At 58.0% G+C, this 18,354-nt stretch carries 17 protein-coding genes and 1 pseudogene; 16 read left to right on the top strand and 2 right to left on the bottom strand.

Annotated elements, in window-relative coordinates:
• Window positions 1-59 precede the first annotated feature (59 nt).
• From G3O06_RS01410 to G3O06_RS01335, 16 genes and pseudogenes are all read left to right on the top strand, one after another.
• The gene (locus G3O06_RS01410; protein ID WP_205814657.1) at window positions 60-758 is read left to right on the top strand and encodes a type IV secretion system protein; all 699 of its coding nucleotides are present in this window, start codon (window positions 60-62) and stop codon (window positions 756-758) included.
• Window positions 758-1,525, top strand: a complete 768-nt coding sequence (locus tag G3O06_RS01405) for a TrbG/VirB9 family P-type conjugative transfer protein (RefSeq protein WP_205814656.1) — start codon at window positions 758-760, stop codon at window positions 1,523-1,525. Before G3O06_RS01410 ends, G3O06_RS01405 begins: the two co-directional genes overlap by 1 nt.
• Entirely contained in the window at window positions 1,522-2,850 is a 1,329-nt protein-coding gene (locus tag G3O06_RS01400) for a TrbI/VirB10 family protein (protein ID WP_205814655.1), read from the top strand. The genes G3O06_RS01405 and G3O06_RS01400 overlap by 4 nt, the downstream gene beginning before the upstream one ends.
• 4 nt (window positions 2,851-2,854) lie before the next feature.
• Entirely contained in the window at window positions 2,855-4,366 is a 1,512-nt protein-coding gene (locus G3O06_RS01395; protein WP_346779476.1) for a TrbG/VirB9 family P-type conjugative transfer protein, read from the top strand.
• Entirely contained in the window at window positions 4,363-4,842 is a 480-nt protein-coding gene (locus G3O06_RS01390; RefSeq protein ID WP_205814654.1) for a TcpQ domain-containing protein, read from the top strand. Before G3O06_RS01395 ends, G3O06_RS01390 begins: the two co-directional genes overlap by 4 nt.
• Window positions 4,843-5,145: 303 nt before the next feature.
• Entirely contained in the window at window positions 5,146-6,915 is a 1,770-nt protein-coding gene (locus tag G3O06_RS01385) for a hypothetical protein (protein WP_241019441.1), read from the top strand.
• On the top strand, window positions 6,912-8,213 hold the full coding sequence (locus G3O06_RS01380; protein WP_205814652.1) for a hypothetical protein: 1,302 nt from the start codon (window positions 6,912-6,914) through the stop codon (window positions 8,211-8,213). The genes G3O06_RS01385 and G3O06_RS01380 overlap by 4 nt, the downstream gene beginning before the upstream one ends.
• A gap of 4 nt (window positions 8,214-8,217) precedes the next feature.
• Complete coding sequence (locus G3O06_RS01375; RefSeq protein ID WP_205814651.1) at window positions 8,218-8,799, top strand: hypothetical protein; 582 nt, start codon at window positions 8,218-8,220, stop codon at window positions 8,797-8,799.
• A gap of 65 nt (window positions 8,800-8,864) precedes the next feature.
• Window positions 8,865-10,718: an ATPase, T2SS/T4P/T4SS family gene (locus tag G3O06_RS01370; RefSeq protein WP_346779475.1), complete on the top strand. Its 1,854-nt coding sequence runs from the start codon at window positions 8,865-8,867 to the stop codon at window positions 10,716-10,718.
• Between the two features lie 27 nt (window positions 10,719-10,745).
• Window positions 10,746-11,897 (top strand): hypothetical protein, encoded by a 1,152-nt coding sequence (locus G3O06_RS01365; protein WP_205814650.1) that lies wholly within the window; start codon window positions 10,746-10,748, stop codon window positions 11,895-11,897.
• 192 nt (window positions 11,898-12,089) lie between these two features.
• Window positions 12,090-12,686 (top strand): type 4 pilus major pilin, encoded by a 597-nt coding sequence (locus G3O06_RS01360; RefSeq protein WP_241019440.1) that lies wholly within the window; start codon window positions 12,090-12,092, stop codon window positions 12,684-12,686.
• A gap of 213 nt (window positions 12,687-12,899) precedes the next feature.
• Window positions 12,900-14,417, top strand: a complete 1,518-nt coding sequence (locus G3O06_RS01355; protein ID WP_205814648.1) for a hypothetical protein — start codon at window positions 12,900-12,902, stop codon at window positions 14,415-14,417.
• A 68-nt stretch (window positions 14,418-14,485) separates the two neighbouring features.
• Window positions 14,486-14,773 carry a hypothetical protein gene (locus G3O06_RS01350; RefSeq protein ID WP_205814647.1) on the top strand — a complete coding sequence of 96 codons (288 nt, stop codon included), beginning with the start codon at window positions 14,486-14,488 and terminating at the stop codon, window positions 14,771-14,773.
• A 50-nt stretch (window positions 14,774-14,823) separates the two neighbouring features.
• Window positions 14,824-15,288: a transposase gene (locus G3O06_RS01345; protein WP_205814646.1), complete on the top strand. Its 465-nt coding sequence runs from the start codon at window positions 14,824-14,826 to the stop codon at window positions 15,286-15,288.
• Window positions 15,288-15,641, top strand: coding sequence for an IS66 family insertion sequence element accessory protein TnpB (gene tnpB / locus G3O06_RS01340; protein ID WP_205814645.1), 354 nt, complete (start codon window positions 15,288-15,290; stop codon window positions 15,639-15,641). Before G3O06_RS01345 ends, tnpB begins: the two co-directional genes overlap by 1 nt.
• Before the next feature lie 63 nt (window positions 15,642-15,704).
• Window positions 15,705-17,305, top strand: a pseudogene (locus G3O06_RS01335) (IS66 family transposase).
• A gap of 182 nt (window positions 17,306-17,487) precedes the next feature.
• On the opposite strand, the gene G3O06_RS01330 reads toward G3O06_RS01335, so the two are convergent.
• Together G3O06_RS01330 and G3O06_RS01325 are read right to left on the bottom strand one after the other, a co-directional pair.
• A complete protein-coding gene (locus G3O06_RS01330) occupies window positions 17,488-17,913 on the bottom strand; it encodes a lytic transglycosylase domain-containing protein (RefSeq protein ID WP_205814795.1) in 426 nt (141 codons plus the stop codon).
• The gene (locus tag G3O06_RS01325; RefSeq protein WP_205814644.1) at window positions 17,913-18,326 is read right to left on the bottom strand and encodes a hypothetical protein; all 414 of its coding nucleotides are present in this window, start codon (window positions 18,324-18,326) and stop codon (window positions 17,913-17,915) included. Before G3O06_RS01325 ends, G3O06_RS01330 begins: the two co-directional genes overlap by 1 nt.
• Window positions 18,327-18,354: the final 28 nt, after the last annotated feature.

The raw sequence follows: 18,354 nt of genomic DNA, 5'->3' as shown, positions 1-18,354 counted from the left end.
TGGTTGACCACTAAGCCCCCATGTTTTACTTCCTGCTAGGAAATCTCGGAGCGGGGAGCATGCTGTTCAATCGGAAAGAAAAACCAGTCGACGCGCTGATGGCGGGAAATGCCGGGCCGGTCACGGCATACGACAAGGCCAAGCGCGAATTCTTCGAAATCATCGGCACAAGCCAGGCCAACGCCGCGCGATGGTTCATCATCGCCGTGGTCATGGGTTTGGGCTTGGTCGTCATGGCGGCGGATTTCTATCGTCTCTTGCCACTTAAGACGATCGTTCCGTGGATGGTGCAGCCGCAGGCCGATGGTGCGATTGCCAACGGTGGCGCTGTCGCCGCTGTGCAATTCACGCCGAATCGCAACATGCGCTCCTATTTCCTCAGGCATTGGGCGGAAAAAGCGCTCACCATCGACCAGTACACATCGCAGAAAGATCTAAAGGCCGCGCAGGCGCTTTGTCGAGGTGCGGCCGTCGGCGAGTTTGCCCAGATGATGAGGGACGACAACCCCTTCGGCAAATTGGCGCTCAACGCGCAATACACACGTGTCGTTCACGTCAAGAGCGTTGACCCAGGCGAGAACGGCGTCGGCTTCATCTTCTTGACGACTGTGGCCGGCGGCGGTACGGGCGATCCGGATACGAAGCAATATCGGATTACGGTCCACTACGCGATTTCCGCGCCGAAGAGCGAGGAGGAGATTGCGAGCAATCCCGTCGGCCTCTACATCACCCACTTCGCCCGCGTTGAGGACTTTTAATGATGTCGTTCATTGTGAGAATTCTCGCCGCGATTCTGTTTCTCGCGGGTCCGCTGAGCGCCCATGCGGTGTTGATTGCAACTCCGTTGCCAGGTGACACCCGACTCGTTCGTTTCGACTTCGATCCGAACAACACCTATCAGATCCTCACTCGCCCCAAGGCTGTTACGGATATCCAATTGGAGGCCGGTGAGGTTGTGAAGGGCGTTGCCCTCGGCGATTCGTTCTCCTGGGACTGCGAAACAGGCGTTGCGGGCCACATATTTATTCGGCCGAAGTACGACGATGTTGTTACGTCGGGTACGGTCGTGACAGACCGTCGCACGTATCAACTCATGCTGCGCTCGACGGAATCAGACGTGGGCAAGTGGTACCAACGGGTTACGTGGGGATATCCCGGCACGTCGATGTTGCAACCGCTCGCGACGACTGCAGCTCCCCAGGCATCTGGAGTGGGACCGACGGCAATCGACCCGTTGACGCGCGGCGTCGAAGTCGAACAGTTGAACTTCGACTACCGGATCAGCGGCAATGCTCCGTTCAAACCTGTGCAGGTGATCGACAACGGCACGTTTACGTGGATCCAGATGCCCGCAAACATCCAGGATTGGCCGGCAGTATTCTGGGTTACGCCGGATAACCGTTATGCGGCACTCGATCCTGTTGTCGACGGGAAGTATCTGAAGGTCACGAAGGTCATGCACAAATTCCTGCTGAAGATCGGCAAGGAAGAAGTCGAGATCACGAACAATAAGGTCGTTCAATGACCAACAAGTCGATCATCGATCCGGAAGCCAACGACGGAGGCTTGCCCAAGAAGAACATGCACTGGAAGATTGTGCTTCTTCTTGCCGCGGTAGTCCTAGTGGCCGCGTATATCAAGTTCGGCGGAAAGAGCGTGCATGCTCACGAATTCAATCCGACTCCTCCTCATGCTGCCGAGCTCGGTCCGGCAGCGGACCCGTCATCTATCGATAGGGACAAGGCGGCGGCGGAACAGAGTGTCCAGGTCGAGAAGATTCAGGAAGGCAAGCAGAAGGCAGATGCTCTGAAGAAGCAGCAGGAATTGCTGGCTGCTCAATCGGCGAATAGTGGTCGGATGGGCGTGGCGCCAGCGCAAACGCCAGGCGCCGCTTCCTCTACGGTGGGGCTACCTCCTGCTGGTGCGTTGCCCCCGTTACCACCGACGATGGCCTCGAATGGGGCGAAGGGCGGTCGAGCCGTGGCTGATCCGGACCGCGAGTCCATGATCAGAAACTCGCCTGTCTTGGTGAAATCGAATGCTGGTCAATCGGGATCGGCTCAGGGGAATATGCCGCCGGGTTATGTCCCGCCTCAGATGAGCGACCTCCAGCGGAGTGAACTCGCGAGTGCTTCGGACATGAGCAATATTCTGAAGCACATGCCCGGAATGCAAAGCGGCAACAACCCCGGGACAGGCGCAACAGCGAACTCGCAATGGCTGACGGATTACAACTCGAAGCTTTCGGACCACTCGGCTGAAACAGCGTATGCGCCTCCGGCGAAGTATTACGTGCGCAGCAATACCCTCATTCAAGCGGTTACCACGCGAATGGTGGATAGCGACCTTTCGGGCCCTATCGAGATGCGCGTAGTCAGCGATGTCTACGACTCTGTTACTGGCACGCAGGTCATGATTCCCGCGGGGTCGTCGATCAGCGGCGGGAACAACGGGGATATCCGTCTTGGCCAGTCGCGGATTGAGGTTGCGGTTGGTCGTATCTGCCGTCCGGATGGTGTTTGCGTGGACACGCCGAGTTCGCAAGGGGCGGATTCGGGCGGCGCAACGGGTCTGTCTGGCGATGTGAACAACCACATCCTGCAGATTTTTGCGACGGCCATCATCCCTGCCGCGATCGCATATGCGACGACGCCGAAGAATAGTGGCAATAACAACGTTTATGCGGGTAGCAGTTCGCCGCTCAACGCCGCTGGCCAGATCATGGTCCAGACGTCTCAGTCGGTGCTGAACCGCTACAACAACATTCCGCCGACGATTACCGTTCCTCCGGGTTCTCCCGTGAGTATCGTCCTCGGGAAAGATCTTGTGCTGCCGCCATACCATAGGTGAGATCGTGAAACTCAGTTTGAAATCCTTCGCGCAACTGCGCTTCATCGTTGCCGTTGTTTCGGGGCTGGCCATGTCCGCGTGTGCCACGGCGCCGTTGCCGGCGGCATCGAATCAGAACTACGACTTCGCGTATCGAACCACTGGTGGGTCTGACGTTCGTCCGAGCCAGGTGTTCGATGATGGTTCGAAGACCTATTTTCAGTTCCCTGTCGGGAAGACGGCGCCGGTAATTCAGCTCGACGATGCGGGAGATCACAAACTGCTCGAGCCGAACCAGGAAGGCATCTACTACACCGTGCCGTTCGTCGCGAATCGCTTTGTATTCCAGCGAGGCCAGGAGACCGGGGTCGCAGAGTACGACGGTCCCAAGCCGCACGTGGTCGACATGTCCCGGGTGAATCAGCCTGGGACGGTGCCGGCGTCGCACGTCGATATGGACGGCCTGTACGCCGTCACGCAGCGCAACCGCCCGGTGTACGTGCACCAGGCAATGCAGGCGAATAGCTATGCAACACCTGTGGTTGGGGACAATGCTTCGTGGGCTACGGAACTTCCGACGGAAGACAAGTTCGATGTCCAGTTCAAGCGCGGCAGTTCGAAGCTTCTGGTTCCGAAGCGATCTGCATCGTCGGAGATTTTGTCGGCAGCAAAGAAGGCGAGTCGCGTCGTCATTATGGGGCGCGACGACGACAGCATGATGGAAACGCTGGCAGAGAATCGCGCGGGTGCGGTACGAGACTGGCTTGTAAAAAATGGCGTTCCGCCGAGTGTGATCAATGTGACTGCTGATACTTCGGGAGCTGATGGACTCGACGCCGAGATTCGCGTCTACAGCAAGCCGGCGCAGGTTCCGGTGAACTACGCGTCGCCCGATTCACCGGCGTTCAAGGCGGATGCAATCAAGGCGGATGTTCAAGCGGGTGTGCTCTCTCGCGAGGAAGGGGCTCGACGTCTCGCATCGCTTGCCGGCTACGGGAATTCCAGCAATGGAGATAACTCGAGCGGAACCGGCGGGATCTCGCTTCGCTCGACCTTGGCGGTATTCGCGGAGAAAGAGCACTACCAGCTTACGTGGGGTGTGGGCGTCGCGGACAAGAAGATCACGGTTCCGCCGGTTGACCGTGAGCCGAATTTCGACGCCAAGCTTGTTGATCTGGGTAAGGCGGGTGCGGGCGCATGCAATCTCGGGGTGGACAAGGAGGCCAAGTTGATTTACGCGGAGCCGGATCTTGGCGGCCTGGCGAAAATTAATGGGAAGGCTGGGATCGAGACGCTCAGCGAAGCCAATTCTGTCCTGACGGTGAAGCTGCGGACGTCGCCGAAAACTATGTACGCCGTCGATCGTGTCGACAACTCGGACATTGCCGTGAAGTGGACGGATCCGACCGCATTCACGATGCCCGTACGGGAGAAGATGGAGCTCACCCTGGACGGCAAGACACTGGATCTGACTCACGTGGGGAACAGCCGCTACGTGGTCGTGCTTCAACCCACTGCCGGGACTACGACGAAATGAAGAAATCGACTTTACTGCGGCGTGGGGCCGCTGCCGCTCTCGCCCTCGTAGTGCCGTTCGCGGCGGCGCAGGGGCACAAGAATCAAGCATTCGTTCCTGGGGCGGCAGCTGCGGCCGTTGCTTCAGCATCCGGAGCTGCAGTCACCGTTGCCAATGATTCATCCGTCGCTATGGTATCGGCCGGCGGTGATACCGCGGTTCCTCGATCGACGCAGGAGTTCGCGGTTCGAGCGAGCGATGAAAATTTCCGGAAACTCATCGTACGCTGGGGGCACGAGGCTGGCTGGAATTCCGAGTGGGATGTCGATCGTGACATCGACATCACTGGCGAGTACACGTGGCGGAACATGTCATTTGTCGATGCCGTTCGGGCGACTTTGAAAGCCACCGAGCGTGGCGACCTTGCCGTGCACGGCTGCTATTACGCGAATAACTGGGTGCAAGTGGTACCTCTGACGACGCCGTGTAAAAGGTAGCAGCGTGCAGTCGAAGTCGCAGGACGAGGGCGCCGACGGCGCCCTTTCACATTTCTGGTCAACCGGTTGCCTCGAGTGATATTCCGAGTTGTGGCGACGTCATTCCGGCTGGAAAGGTGCCCGCAATAGGCGCTGTTTCTGCGTAGTTCAACCATCTGGGGCGTGTTTTACTTTCTGCTAGGAAAAGGTAAAGGTCGGGCGTCGAACCGCCACTCCCTTGCAGGAGCATCGATACCGACGTGGCCTTAATGACGCCCTGGTCGACAAGACCGACGATACCAAGGTAGACCGATGAAACGTGAGATGAAACGCCTCGTGCTTGCGCCGCTTGTAGCCGCCCTGACTCTTTCGGGATGTGTATCCCCCACTTTGGAGAGGGAGACGAAGGCAGCAACTGACGACAACTCGAGAATTCAGGCTGAATCACGACAGCAACTGTTCGATCAAATCGCAAACTCGGAAAAAGTGCGTGAGCGAGACGAGATGATCGATACGCCGTTTCTCGCGGGGAAGGCCGTCGCGTTGAGTCGCGACGTCGTGCTTCCGCGCGCACTCCAGAAGAATGTCAATACGGACATGATGTTCCCTGGCCGGCGCGTGTCGCTTCCGGTGGCCGCGGAGCGGATTACGTTGTCGACTGGTATCCCGGTCAAGATCGACAGCGACGTCTATCTGCCGGCGTCGGCCCTACTGCCGCGCGGCCAATCGAGTGAGGAACTCAAGACCGCCGGGGCTGGACAGGGAGCGGGCATGGCGCCGGCGGCACCTCTGCCGACGGCGGCAAAAGGAGTGCTTCCGCCGATTCCCACGACGGGGGAGGGCCTGGGTGGGTTGCAAGGATATTCGGGCTCGGCATCGATCGATACGCCGATGGACGTACAGTTCGAACCGGGCGAGATGGCATTGTCGCGCACCCTCGACCTTATAGCGACTCGCCTGGGGATCAACTGGAAATACGACGACCAGAAGGGCGTGATCCGTTTTTACCGGATGGTGACGAAAACGTGGCTGCTCCCCATCAAACCGGGATCCATGTCCTATACGACGGCATTTAACGGGTCGACGCAGCAATCGAACAATACGAACGCGCTGAATACGCAGTCGCAGCAGCAGGACGCGCCGATCAAGACCGAAGCGACAAACATCAACGAGGTGAATTCGGTCAAGGCGTCGATCCAGACGATCATGACCCGCGCCGGCGCGATCTCGGCGGATCCTGCTGTTGGTTCGATCACCCTCACAGATACAAAAGAGGCGGTCGACAAGGCAGAGGAAATCATCAAGTTCCAGACGCAAGTTCTGTCGAAGATGGTGCTGGTGCGTCTCCAGATGATTCAGGTGCACACAACTGACACTGGCCAGGCAGCAGTGGATTGGAACGCCGTGATGACGAAGGCTCTGCAAAGCATTCCAGGGTTCCAGTTGTCGTCGATTTCTCCCGTATCGCTAATCGGTCAGAACGGCGTCAACAACGCTGGGCAGTTCGGACTGAGCATTACGAGTGGCGCGTTCAAGGGTACGCAGGCCATCGTTCAGGCGCTTCAAGAAGTCGGGCGGGTATCGACGTCCACTGAGATCCCGCTGTCGATTCAGAACCGGCATGGCATGTACTACAACGTGCGCCAGACGTTCTCGTACGTGTCCGCGACGACGCCCGCAACGTCCACTGCCGGCGGAACTGGTGGGGTCCCGGGTATCACTACATCGCAGGATCAGGTCGGATTCAAATTGATGCTGTATCCGAGCGTAACCGCCCATAACTCGATCAATCTGACGGTGTCGATCGACCAGTCGACGTTGCAGTCGCTTCAGACCTTCACCTCGGGATCGGGATCAAATCAGCAGTCCGTCCAACTTCCGAACACGAGCGGCGAGGGTGCGACAGTCGACGCAATTGTACGCAACGGCGGAACGCTCATTTTGACGGGCTTCGAGCAAAAGCAGAACCAGTTCGATCGACGCGGTCTCGCACCGAACGTTCCGTTGATCGCTGGTGGCTCAAAGATTGCAGATTCTGAGCGTGTGACCACCATCATCATTCTGTCTGCCGCCGTTCAGGACGCTGACTCATGATCATTGACGTCAACGGGAAAAAGGTTGCATTTGGACTCGCGTGGAAGCGCCTGGTTGGCGGGGGCACACCTGAGTCGATGGCGATCTCGCGGGCCCGAGAACACAAGTCGGTGCTGATCTGGACTGACGATGAAGCCCTTCAAGTCGGATTGCTGCCCGCTGCGGACCTGACTGAGAAGGACGTTGGCGTGGTCAAGGTTCCGGTGTACGCGGCGGCAAAGATCGTCTCGCGGATCCCCGGACTCAAGAAGAACGTGTTGCTGGCGTTGAACAATCCGAACAAGGCCGGGACCTTTATCCTGGTCGGGATCTACAAAGGCAAACCGCGCGACAAATTCGACCTCGCAGACATCTCGGGCGAAATCCTCGAGCAAAAGGTCGCCGAGTATCGGGAACTGCTTAAGAACGACCCTTTCGATCTGATTGGCGACGTTCGCGGGATTGAAGGAATCTATTCGACGCCAATTGGTGTCCTGGCTGAGCACGCGGACGAAGGCAGTGCAATGCACCGCCCCAAGGCCCAGTTACCCGTTCGGAAGGTGGGGATCGCAGTTGGCATTGTGCTTGCGTGCTTTCTTATCGCAAAAGTGGCATCCCCAGTGCTTATGAAGAAATGGCGGGATTACCACGACCCCAAGCAACCCAATCCGCAAAAGCTGTACGACGACGTTATCGCGCAAACGCGTTTGATGCCGAGTCTCAAAGCGACGGACCTTGGACCTTGGTATCAATGGTTCCGCGAGCTCCCATGGGATGTCGGCGGATGGCGTTTAGCAGGCACATCGTGCTCGTTCACGCCGTCCGCCGTGATGGTTTGCGCAATCGACTACAAGCGCGCGTTGACCCAAGGAACGTATAAGACATTTGTCGCTGCGTTGCCTGAGCAGTGGAAGCACTCTTACAGGTTTGATCAGGATGTCATACACGTACAGGCTACGTCGCCTGTTGGGCCTGTTGGAAAGGTTGGTCAATTCCTCGATCAGGGGCCGACTGAAAACGCGGTGACGATGGATTTCGGTTCTCAGCTTCAGGGTTATCAGGTGGCGGGGAAGTTCACGATCACGCCGTTCGGTCTATTTGGGGCGGACGGACTCGACGCAAGTGCGTTGCAGAACACATACAGAGTTGCAACTTGGACCATGGAGGGACCGGTTCGCGACTTTGAACTGCTTGCTCAGTTTCCACCGTATGCGTTGGTCTCGTCGATTTCAGTTGTGGTGCAGTCCGACCCGCAGTCAACGATTGACAACTCGATGTTCAAGACAACTGTTAAGGGCCAAGTGCTGATCAGGGGATAGGAATATGAAGGTCGTGCATGTGTTTGCGGGTTTGATTCTCTCTTTGGCATGGATTGCTGGACATGCAGCCGGCCCTTCGGTCAACGATTTGATCGAAGCGGAGGCAACGAAGACACTAAAGTCGCTTACCGAGAGCGACAAGAGTGCTCCGACGCCGCCCGTGCTTTCGCCGGCGCAACAACAGCCTTCGGTGCTGCCGCCCGCACCAATCCTTGCTGCGTCTGACGCTGACGCGGGCAAGCCGAAGCATCGCGACGGGCTGTTTGCGCGTTTCGGCGTTGTCCCGAATCTGTCGGGGTATTTGATGTGGAACGACGTGATCTACCAGGTCACGGTTGGCAAGAAGATTAAAGGTTATACAGTCGTCGCGATTGACGCCGACGGGGCCAATTTGCGATCGCCGAAGGGAAAGATCAAGCACTTCGAATCGCTGGTGGACGAAGGTTTCGACAACGGCAATGACAAGACGCCCCAGCAACAAGCCCAAGTGACCGGCAGTCCGGGTTTCGCGGCGTCGCCGTTGCCGCCGTCTATGCCCACCATGATGCCTGGTCCTCGAGTCGGCGGAGTCAACGGAGTTCGCTAATGCTTAGTCGCTTTCTGAACAAACCCGATACGAACCTTCTGCAACGAGGGACGTCGAGAGGTGAGGTGATTGACGTCGTCGCGAACGGTGGGGGATGGGTTCCACCTTCCTCTAAATCGCCCGGTGCCGTTGTGGTGGATATTGCTGGAGACCAGCACGCTCAGGGTAGGGATGAGCGGAGAGACGAGTCGGCGTCGATGGGTAATGAGGTCGAGATCATTACCACGGTTGACGCACTTCCGCTTTTCACTCGGAAGATGTACGACGATGATCTGGTACAGATGCCGCCTTCGATGCGGCAAAACATTTGCCCGGTGGAGGTGACGCCACCAAACTCGGAGGGTGGAAAGAAGCACGGCGAGTACGCGATCATCCTCACGAAAGAGATGCTCAACGATGACTACGTCGATGAGCTAGTAGCTCATCTGGCCGTCAGGTGGGATCTGGTGGAGGAGGGGTACTATGTTGCGTCTGACCAGGTGCTGATTGACCTTGCGCGTGACAAGGTGATGGAGAATCGCCGTCGCAAAACGCTCAGCGTGTCGCTGGAACAGAAGAATGCAAGTACGCTCTACCGTCAGTTCGAGCTGATGGCTGAGTTCGCGATGGCGAATGAGGTGTCGGACCTTCATATCGACATGAACCGGCGGCTGGCGAAGTCGCAGGTGTCGTTCCGTATTCACGGGAAGCTGGTACACCCCCCGGAGTTCTTGATTGATACGCACACGCTGTTGGACATGGTTGCGTATCTATACAACAACAAATCGCAAAACGGATCACAGAACTCTTACAACGAGAATCTTCCTCAGCAGTGCCAATTGCAATTGAGGGTGAGGGACCGCGACTTGCTGTTTCGTTGGGCTTCTGGACGCACCGCACTGGGAAGTGTCGTTGTTCTGCGGATGCTTTACCAGGACGACATGCAGAGCATTAAAACGCTCGAGCAACTTGGGTACTTCGAGCAACAAGTCTGGATGTGGCGCAACGCGATCAGTAGGCATAAGGGGGGCATCTCGGTGGCCGGGATTGTGGGCTCGGGAAAATCCACCACGATGCAAACCAACATGGCGAATCTTCCGGATACGATGGCGAAGTACACCGTAGAGGACCCGGTCGAGTATTTGATCCCCGGCGTGCGTCAGTTCAACGTGTCGCGGTCGCTTACTGACACTCAGGAAGACTCGTTCATTGCATGGAAGCGACAGCTCAAGCGGATGGATCCGAGCGCGGTGCTTATCGGTGAGTGTCGAGATCTGGACAGCGCATCGATGTTCAGAGACATCGTGGAGTCCGGTCATTTGGGTTTCACGACCGTCCACGCGCCGTCTCACGTGGGCAGTATCGATCGCTTTTGCTCGAGCGAGCTCGGAATCCCTCGAGAGGTGATGGCAACGCCTGGATTTATGAACTTGCTCGTCTATCAAGCACTGGTGCCGATCAATTGCGAATGTTGCCGAGACTTTCCGGCCCGGCGACATGCCGAGGCGTCGTATCTGAACAGAATCGAGCGTCTTTTCGATCTTGACGTCGACGGCATCTACCTGACCAACAAGAGGGGTTGCCCGAAGTGTAGCAAGCCTGGGTTGGCCGAGTTGAATGGCATCGCCGGACGCAAGGTCGTTGCGGAGATGCTCGAGTTGGACACGTACATGCTCGAAATGATTCGAGATCACAAGAACATCGATCTCATCAAGTACGTGAATCAACTTCGTGTGGCGAAATTTTCGGAGGAGGACTCAAGCGGGAAGTCAGCGATGGAAGTCGCGATGTACCGGTGCTCCCGAGGCCAAGTGTCACCGTACGAGATCGAGGAGAAATTTGGCACCTTAGAGCAGTACGAGAACGAGCAGCGACGTTTCGGGCTCGGTAAGTTTGCAACGGGGGGCGAGCGATTCGGGACCACTGGGAATCCCCACTAGTCCGTCACTTTTTGAGGCCTTTTACAGATGAATTCGATATTGGAGCGGTTGTCGTTCGGTCGATCGAAAGGTGGCGACAACCCGACGGCAGGGCGGGGACTCTTTCTTGCCATATATGAGTTCAAGCAACGGCGGGGGGAGTTTTACTCTGACCTTGCCGGGCTAATGGCGGCGCAACCTGGCAAGAACATTCGTGAACTCCTTGAGCCGTACGTGGAGCGGTACGGCTCAATGCCTGAAGGAAAGCTTGCGGCGTACTGGTTGCAACGGATGGACGAGGATGTCGCGACATTCTCGGAAGCGCTCGTCGGAACGGTCCCTTCGGAGGACATGACAGTGCTGGCCTTTGCCGAGCGAGCGGGGGATCTCAAGGTCGGCCTCGAGCAGTTATCAGAGAACATTCGCGGCATGGAGGACTCGAAGAAGGTTGCGCGTACCGTGTTGTTCACTGCGGTGGCAGCTGTTGTGATCTTCCACATTTTCCTCGGCGTTGAGGGCTTTGTGTTGATGCCTCGGACGCTCAAGTCTATCGGGGGGATGATTCCGCCGGAACACTGGGGCCCGGTTGGAAAGATGTTTTATGGGCTCGGCGAAGTTGTACGTGGTTGGGGTTGGGCGCTGATCCTGCTGGAGGTGTTCATCTTCGGATGGGTGAAGTGGTCATTTCCGAACTATGTCGGTCGTTTCCGACCGTGGCTAGATCGGCACTTCCTTCCGTATCAGTTTTATCGCGACTTCCGTGGTGCGGCCTTCCTTTCGTCGCTGGGCGCTGGGACCGTCAGGGTTGGCACGCAGGTCCAGACGGTGCCGGATGTGCTGGAAAAGATGGAGGCCGAGGCCTATCCGTGGCTGAAATGGCATATCAAACGAATTCTGAATAATTTTGAGCACGAGCCGAATTCAAAGGGCGAGGCGTTCAACACGGGAATTGTCAACGACCGAGCGTATTACCGGATCGTCGATATCGCGGAATATAGCGATATGTCCACAATGCTTTCGAAGGTCGGAGAGATCGTCCGAAAGGCCGCGCCGGCGGAGATGGAGAAGAAGGCTACGATCGTCCGCTACATCGTCGTCGTGATCGTCATAGTGATGATGTTGGGTATGTACTTTGGGACGTTCAAGATGGCTGACGAATTCAAGGCAATTATTCAACTCAATATGATGATGCGCGGCTAACGGGCTCGCGGTTTCGTTGGGCATGAAAGATACCCTGGATAGCGGTCGTTTCGGAGTTTCTGCTTGTTGAGTTGGATGTTGTAATCGGGTCAACGTCCGATTTGGGGCGCGTGACGCGCGAGGATGGACGCTAACGTTATTCGTCTAGTCTGAGCAGAGACGGCGAAGCAATACTTTTAGAGGAGCATGAGAATGGCAAGAATCAGTGATGTCGACGTGGCGCAGTGCGACGCGCCCGCTCTTGTAGAGAGTTGGGCGTTCAAGAATAAGCGTCGCAAGGCGGCGCAACGGGGTAGCGTGCTGGTTGAGTACGGCCTTTATCTTCTCGTCGCATTGATCGCCGTTGTCGGGCTTTATGCGTACTTCAATACGAGCAGTGTCGGTGAGCAAACGAACCAACTCGGCTCGGATTTGACGGCGCTCGCCGGCAAGGTCAAGTCGTCGTATGCCGGCCAGTACGCAAACGTGACGAACGGAAACCTCGACACCGGCGGTTTCTTCAAGGGCCTCACCTCGATGTCCGATAACGCCGGCGCTGTGACTACGGCGCCGGGTGGCGGGCAACTCACGGTGAGCTCCGGTACGCTGATCGTTGCGGGGGACTCGGTTCAATACAAGGTGACGAACTTGCCGGACGCCGCATGCCAGCCGATCTTGTCGGCGATTCAACGCGGTGCCGCGAAGATCACGATCAATGCAACGGTTATCAAATCCCCGACGGTCACGTTCAACCCGGCGAATATGACTTGCACGGGCGACACAAACACGTTGACTTACCTGATGAGCTGAGCGGACCGCTTCGAGAGCAGGATCGCAGCAAAGGCGCCCCTCGGGCGCCTTTTTTATGAAAGGCTTGCGACAACCGGTCGTCGAAGATTCCAAAGCCGGTGAGACGGAATATGACCGACTTTCTGGCATCGTGGGCTATACTTCCTGATAGGAAATGACTCGGCGGACGCCGGCGCCCAATTGTGAATGGGCGGTCTTTGTCAAGGGGCTTGCATGGACCAGATAGTGAGTTTTAAAAACCTCAACCGCCCTCTGGCTACGAAGGGACGTCATGGCACGTCGATTCGTCGCTGGAAGCTCAGGCAACGCGGGTCGATGCTCCTCGACACCGCGCTCGCACTTACTGTTGCGACAATCGCTCTGACTGGACAGATGGCGCAGACGTCCGAAGCCATCGATGAGTCCCTTGCGAAAGCAACGGGGCAATGGGCTGTCGAATACCAGGGGGGGCTCAACGGTTACTACAGTACAAACGGTCAGGCCATTATGGCCAACCAGGGTGTTGCCGGTGTGGTCAATCCTTATGCCCCGACTATCCCGGAGCTCGTCAATCTAGGCTATTTGCCGCAGGGCTTTGGATCGAAGGCACCGAACGGCCAAGTGTTCACATCGAACGTTACCCAGGTTTGTCCCGGGGGGAACTGTACTCTGGCGGGGTATGTTTATTCATCGACCCCGTACAAGGACGGCACCGGGGCGGTACGAAACGACCTGGCCGGGATTGCCATGCAAGCCGCGGGAGCAGATGCTGGCATGACGCCCCCGGGGCAGGCTGGTCAGTTGGTCGGGACGGGCAACGGCTGGCAGACACCGATGGCAGGTGTTCAGGTTGGTACTTTGGCAATGCGCGTTGGTTCCTATTCGGCAACTGATGCGATATTGAGCCAGTTTTACATGCTTAACGGATCACGCAAGCTGACGGGTCCGATGAACGCGAACGGCAATAACATCAACAATGCTGCTTCAGTCTATACGCAGCACGTTGGTGTCAATGAAGGGGGAGCCGGTTCGGGCACTATTGGGTTGGCGAAACAGGCGCTGTACGGGGACGCTAATAACATCGTTCTCCAGAGCAGCGGAACCGTGTACACGCGCAGTACCGATTGGTCGCGAGCTGCCGATCTCCAAGCACAAAATATTTACGCTTGGCAGGGTAGTGTTACTGCGGACAGCAACGTCAATGCAAACGGAACGTTGTGGTCAAACGGCGGCGTCGTTACCAACGGGAATATGACGTTGGCTACCAGCGGCGCACAGATCACGAACCCAGGTCGAATGCACATCAACGTTGGCGAGAATCTTTACCTGCAACCCTGGTCCGGCGGCACGACGATCGTCGGTGGTGGTGGCGGCAGCGGTAATCTGCAGGTGAATGGTACGACGTGGATGTATGGCCCGACGGTCAACCAAGGTTATACGTACCTCAACGGCGGCGGCGTGGTGAATAGCTCGCTGTCGATGGCTGCAACAGCTTGGGCGGGTTGGGGCTGTTCCGGGAACGGGATTACGACGGATCCTAACGGCCAACTACTTTCTTGCCAATCCGGTGTGTGGAAGGCGGCCGGCGCGACACATGGAGGAGCGTACTACTACCGCTATACCGATGGGGCGTGTCTCGGGCCTAACCCCGAAACTGGCGGATGCTCATGCCCGTCCGGAACATCGGCATACACCGTTATTACTGCCGTTGGAACGTACATGGGGGCACTGACCGGACTGACGTGTAACTGATCGCGTCGCCTTGCCAATCCGGAGTGTGGAAATCCGCGGGTTCGTCGGGTTCAAACAACTACGTTTCGATGGATTTCGGCAACGGCGGCGTCTTTTGGCTACCCGCCAACACGACCCGCGTGGATGGATGGGTCTTCGTTCAGTGGACAGGCAGCAATGCCGGCGTAGCTGAGTTCATCGTACGCGATACGTCGGGGAACATTCAAAACTATTTCTACGCCGGGGACAATGGCTGGAACGATGGCGGCAGCGGCTCTCAATGGTGGCTGCCCGTTTCGATTCCGGTTGTTCAAAACACTGCCTCGATCCAGATGGTCGTAAGCGCGAAATTCCCCGCACATAGCGCGGGAGCCTGAGAAACGTCACGCTTGCGTCCGCAACCTCCACACTTGCGGACGCAACCACGATGACACTTGACACGATTGACCGCGATTTCCTGCCGCTGAAGGTGACGCACGTAGCCCCGAATGGCAAACGATCATTCGATCCGGACGGCAAACGGCGCCTGATCGAGGCGTGCTTGCAACCTGGTGCGTCACTGTCTGGCCTTGCGCTGAAGGCTGGGGTGAACGCAAACCAGTTGCGTAAATGGGTCGAGATGTATCGGAAGGCATGCGCAACCCCTGTGTTTCCCAGGCTCATGGAGTCGGAAGCGTCGGCATTCGTTCCAGTGGTGACGATCGACAACGGTATGCTGGAGACGGTAGAGACGGCGCCGGTGTGTCGAGAGGTGCCGCCAGCGTTGGCTACGGCATCGTCGCGAGCACGGCTGTCTGTACGGCTACCCAGCGGCATCACGATTGACCTGGAATGCACTTCGCAGGACGCATCGCTCGTCAAGGCGATGATCGTGGCGCTGGGGGTGGGTTGATGTTCCGCTTCGATGGTGATCTGCGGGTCTATTTGCACCGCGAGCCGATCGACTTCCGCGCTGGGCTGAACACGCTGGCGACGATGGTCGAGCAGTCGATGCAGCTCGACCCGCTCGCACGAGCCGTCTTCGCGTTCCACAACCGCAAACGCGATCGTGTGAAGCTGTTGCTCTATGATCGCGCCGGTTTCTGGCTGATGTTGAAGCGGCTCGAGGCGGATCGCTTCGTCTGGCCTCGTCGTGAGCAAGCGGTGGTCGAGCTTACGACGGGGCAACTTCACCTGTTGCTCGACGGCATCGACATCGACGCAATGCGCCGCCATCCTGCTCGCCGGTACCAACACGCGACGTGACTGACACTCGTTAACACTTGGCCGTAAACCTATTTGAGCGGCCGAGTCGCTATCGTGGGCGGCATGAACGCACACGAATCTGCCCAGTTCCCGCCGGCCGCTCAGGCTTATATCGACACGCTCGAAACGAGCCTGGCTGAGCGCGACGCCAGGATCGACGAACTGATGAAGCGCCTCGATGCGCTTGAAGAGCAGTATCGTTTGGCGCTGGCCCAGCGCTTTGCGCCGAAGAGCGAGAAGCGCCGTGATCGCCTGTTCAACGAGGCCGAGCAGATTGCCGAGACCGAGCCAGCCGAAGAGGATAACGACCTGCCCGTGCTGCCGGACACGGGATTGCCGGACGCTGCGCCAGTGCTCGGCAAGCGCGGCCGCAAGCCCCTGCCGGCGCACTTGCCGCGCGAGCGTGTGGAATACGATCTGCCCGAGGATCAGAAAACCTGTACGTGTTGCGGTAACACGCTGCACCGCATCGGCGAAGACGTGAGCGAGCAGTTGCACTACGAAGTCAAGGTCACGGTTCTCCAGAATGCGCGCTTTAAATACGCGTGCCGACATTGCGAAACCCATGGCGAACGCACGCCGATCGTGCTTGCCCCCATGCCGGCACAACCGCTGCCGGGCAGCCACGCGAGCGCATCGATGATCGCCACCGTTACGACCGGGAAGTACGTCGACGGCACGCCGCTGTACCGGATGGCGGATGTGCTGGCTCGCTCGAACGTCCCGGTTAGCCGCGGCACGCTGGCTAACTGGATCATCCGGCCCAGCGAACTGCACTATACTCGACTGTACGATGCACTGCATAAAACGCTGCTGTCGCAGTTCCTGATCCACGGCGACGAAACGACGGTCCAGGTGCTCAAAGAGCCCGGCAAGTCGGCACAGAGCAAAAGCTTTATGTGGTGCTACCGGAGCGCCGAAAATTGCGCCGAGCCGGTCGTGCTGTTCGAGCACCAGCCCGGTCGCGCTCAGGAATATCCGAAGGCGTTCCTTGGCGAATACGCGGGCATGTTGATGTCCGACGGCTATGCCGCGTGGCGCACGCTCAAGAAGGCGACGCACTTCGGGTGCATGGCGCACGCGAGACGGGCGTTCACCGACGTCCTCAAGGGCCAGAAGAACAAGCCCAGCCCACGCGTCGCCAAGGCGCTCGAGTACTTCCAGGCGTTGTATCAGGTCGAAGCCCTCGCCAAGGGCGAACTGCCCGATGGCGAATCGCGCGTCGACTACACGTATCGCCTGCGTCAGCAGCACAGCGTGCCGTTGTTGAATGCGTTTAAGGCATGGCTTGAGGAGCTGGCGCCGAAGGTGCTGCCTGAGAGTCTGCTCGGTAAGGCGATCAGCTACTGCCTGAATCAATGGCCGTACCTGAGCCGTTACGTGATGGACGGTCGCGCGGCCATCGGCATAACATCATCGAGCGAGACATCCGGCCGTTCTGTACCGGAAGAAAGTCGTGGTTGCACTGTGACACCGTCGCCGGAGCAAAGGCGAGTGCCATGGTCTATAGCCTGGTGCTCACGTGCCGCGCCTGCGGTGTCGAACCGTATGCGTATCTGCTGCATGTGCTGACCGAATTGCCACAGCGAGCGCCTGACGCCGACATCAGCGACCTGCTGCCGTTCAACTACGCGAAGCGGCAAGCCCAGGCGAGCGTGAACTAACGCAGCGAGCGCGCCTCGGCCATCGCGCCGGCGCGCTCTACCGAGACCCAGTTGCGGACATCGCCGGTCGATCTCGACCGTCGCGATGCGGCTATGCTCGCCCATCGGTTGCAAATGAATCTCCATTCGGTGTGCTCAAAATACCGCTTACGTTCACACAGCATGGCTATGTAGAGAGTGGGTCAGCCGGGAGGAACGAGTCCCCACGCCATGAGGATTCGCTGGATGGCGATGGCGTACTGATCACGGTAGCGCGGGGTTTCGGAATGGTACGAACCGATGGCCGTCCACGTGTTCCCGTACTTGACCATTTTCTGCTTGAGTTGCCAAGCGGCAACGTAGATGTTGACGCACTGGTCCCTCAGGGAGGAAGGGCTTACTCCATAAGCCTCGAGCTCCGGGAAGTGAATTGAGTTGATCTGCAATTCACCCACGTCAATTGAACCGTTGGAGTTGCGATGTACGGCTGTGGGGTCGCCCTTGGACTCGTACCACGCGATTGCCCGAAGAACGTTCGGGCTCACCGATTGATATGCGCCTGCGTCGTCAAAGCAATCCGCCAGGGTGGGTTGTACTGCGGTCAGCAGCACGAGAGCCACCCCGGTCATCAATCCCGCAAGCCGACGGCGGACGCGAAGGCTGGTGTGCAAAGCGAGCTCCTCGAGAGGGTGGTGGATCGGATACCGCGGCCGCGCGAGTTGTCGGAGTCCGACGAGTCGATGTCGTACTTCGAGGCAACCTTGGACAGCTGTGCGTTGAGGCTGTCGAGCTTGACCAGCAGGCGGTTGAGGCGAACCAGCAACCACGCGGTGGCCGGCGTGAGCTTCGTGCCGGACATCGCGGCCGAGTAGGTGTCGACCACATCGCCGTTTTGCTCGACCAGGCCGTTTTTCACGCCCTCCATACGCAGGAACAGGTCGTACAGATCGGCCCGGCCGTCACCGTTGCCGCGCAGTTGGGCCGGGACACTCCGGCGATCGAGTTGCGCGAATTCGCACACGTATTGGTTGGTCACACTCATGGTTTTCTCCTTGATTGGTCTTACAGGA

The sequence above is a fragment of the Burkholderia sp. Ac-20345 genome (genome assembly GCF_017104825.1).
Lineage (GTDB): Bacteria > Pseudomonadota > Gammaproteobacteria > Burkholderiales > Burkholderiaceae > Burkholderia > Burkholderia lata_B.
Note: the sequence above shows the minus strand (reverse complement) of the source record. Positions and strands in the feature narration are given on the sequence as shown.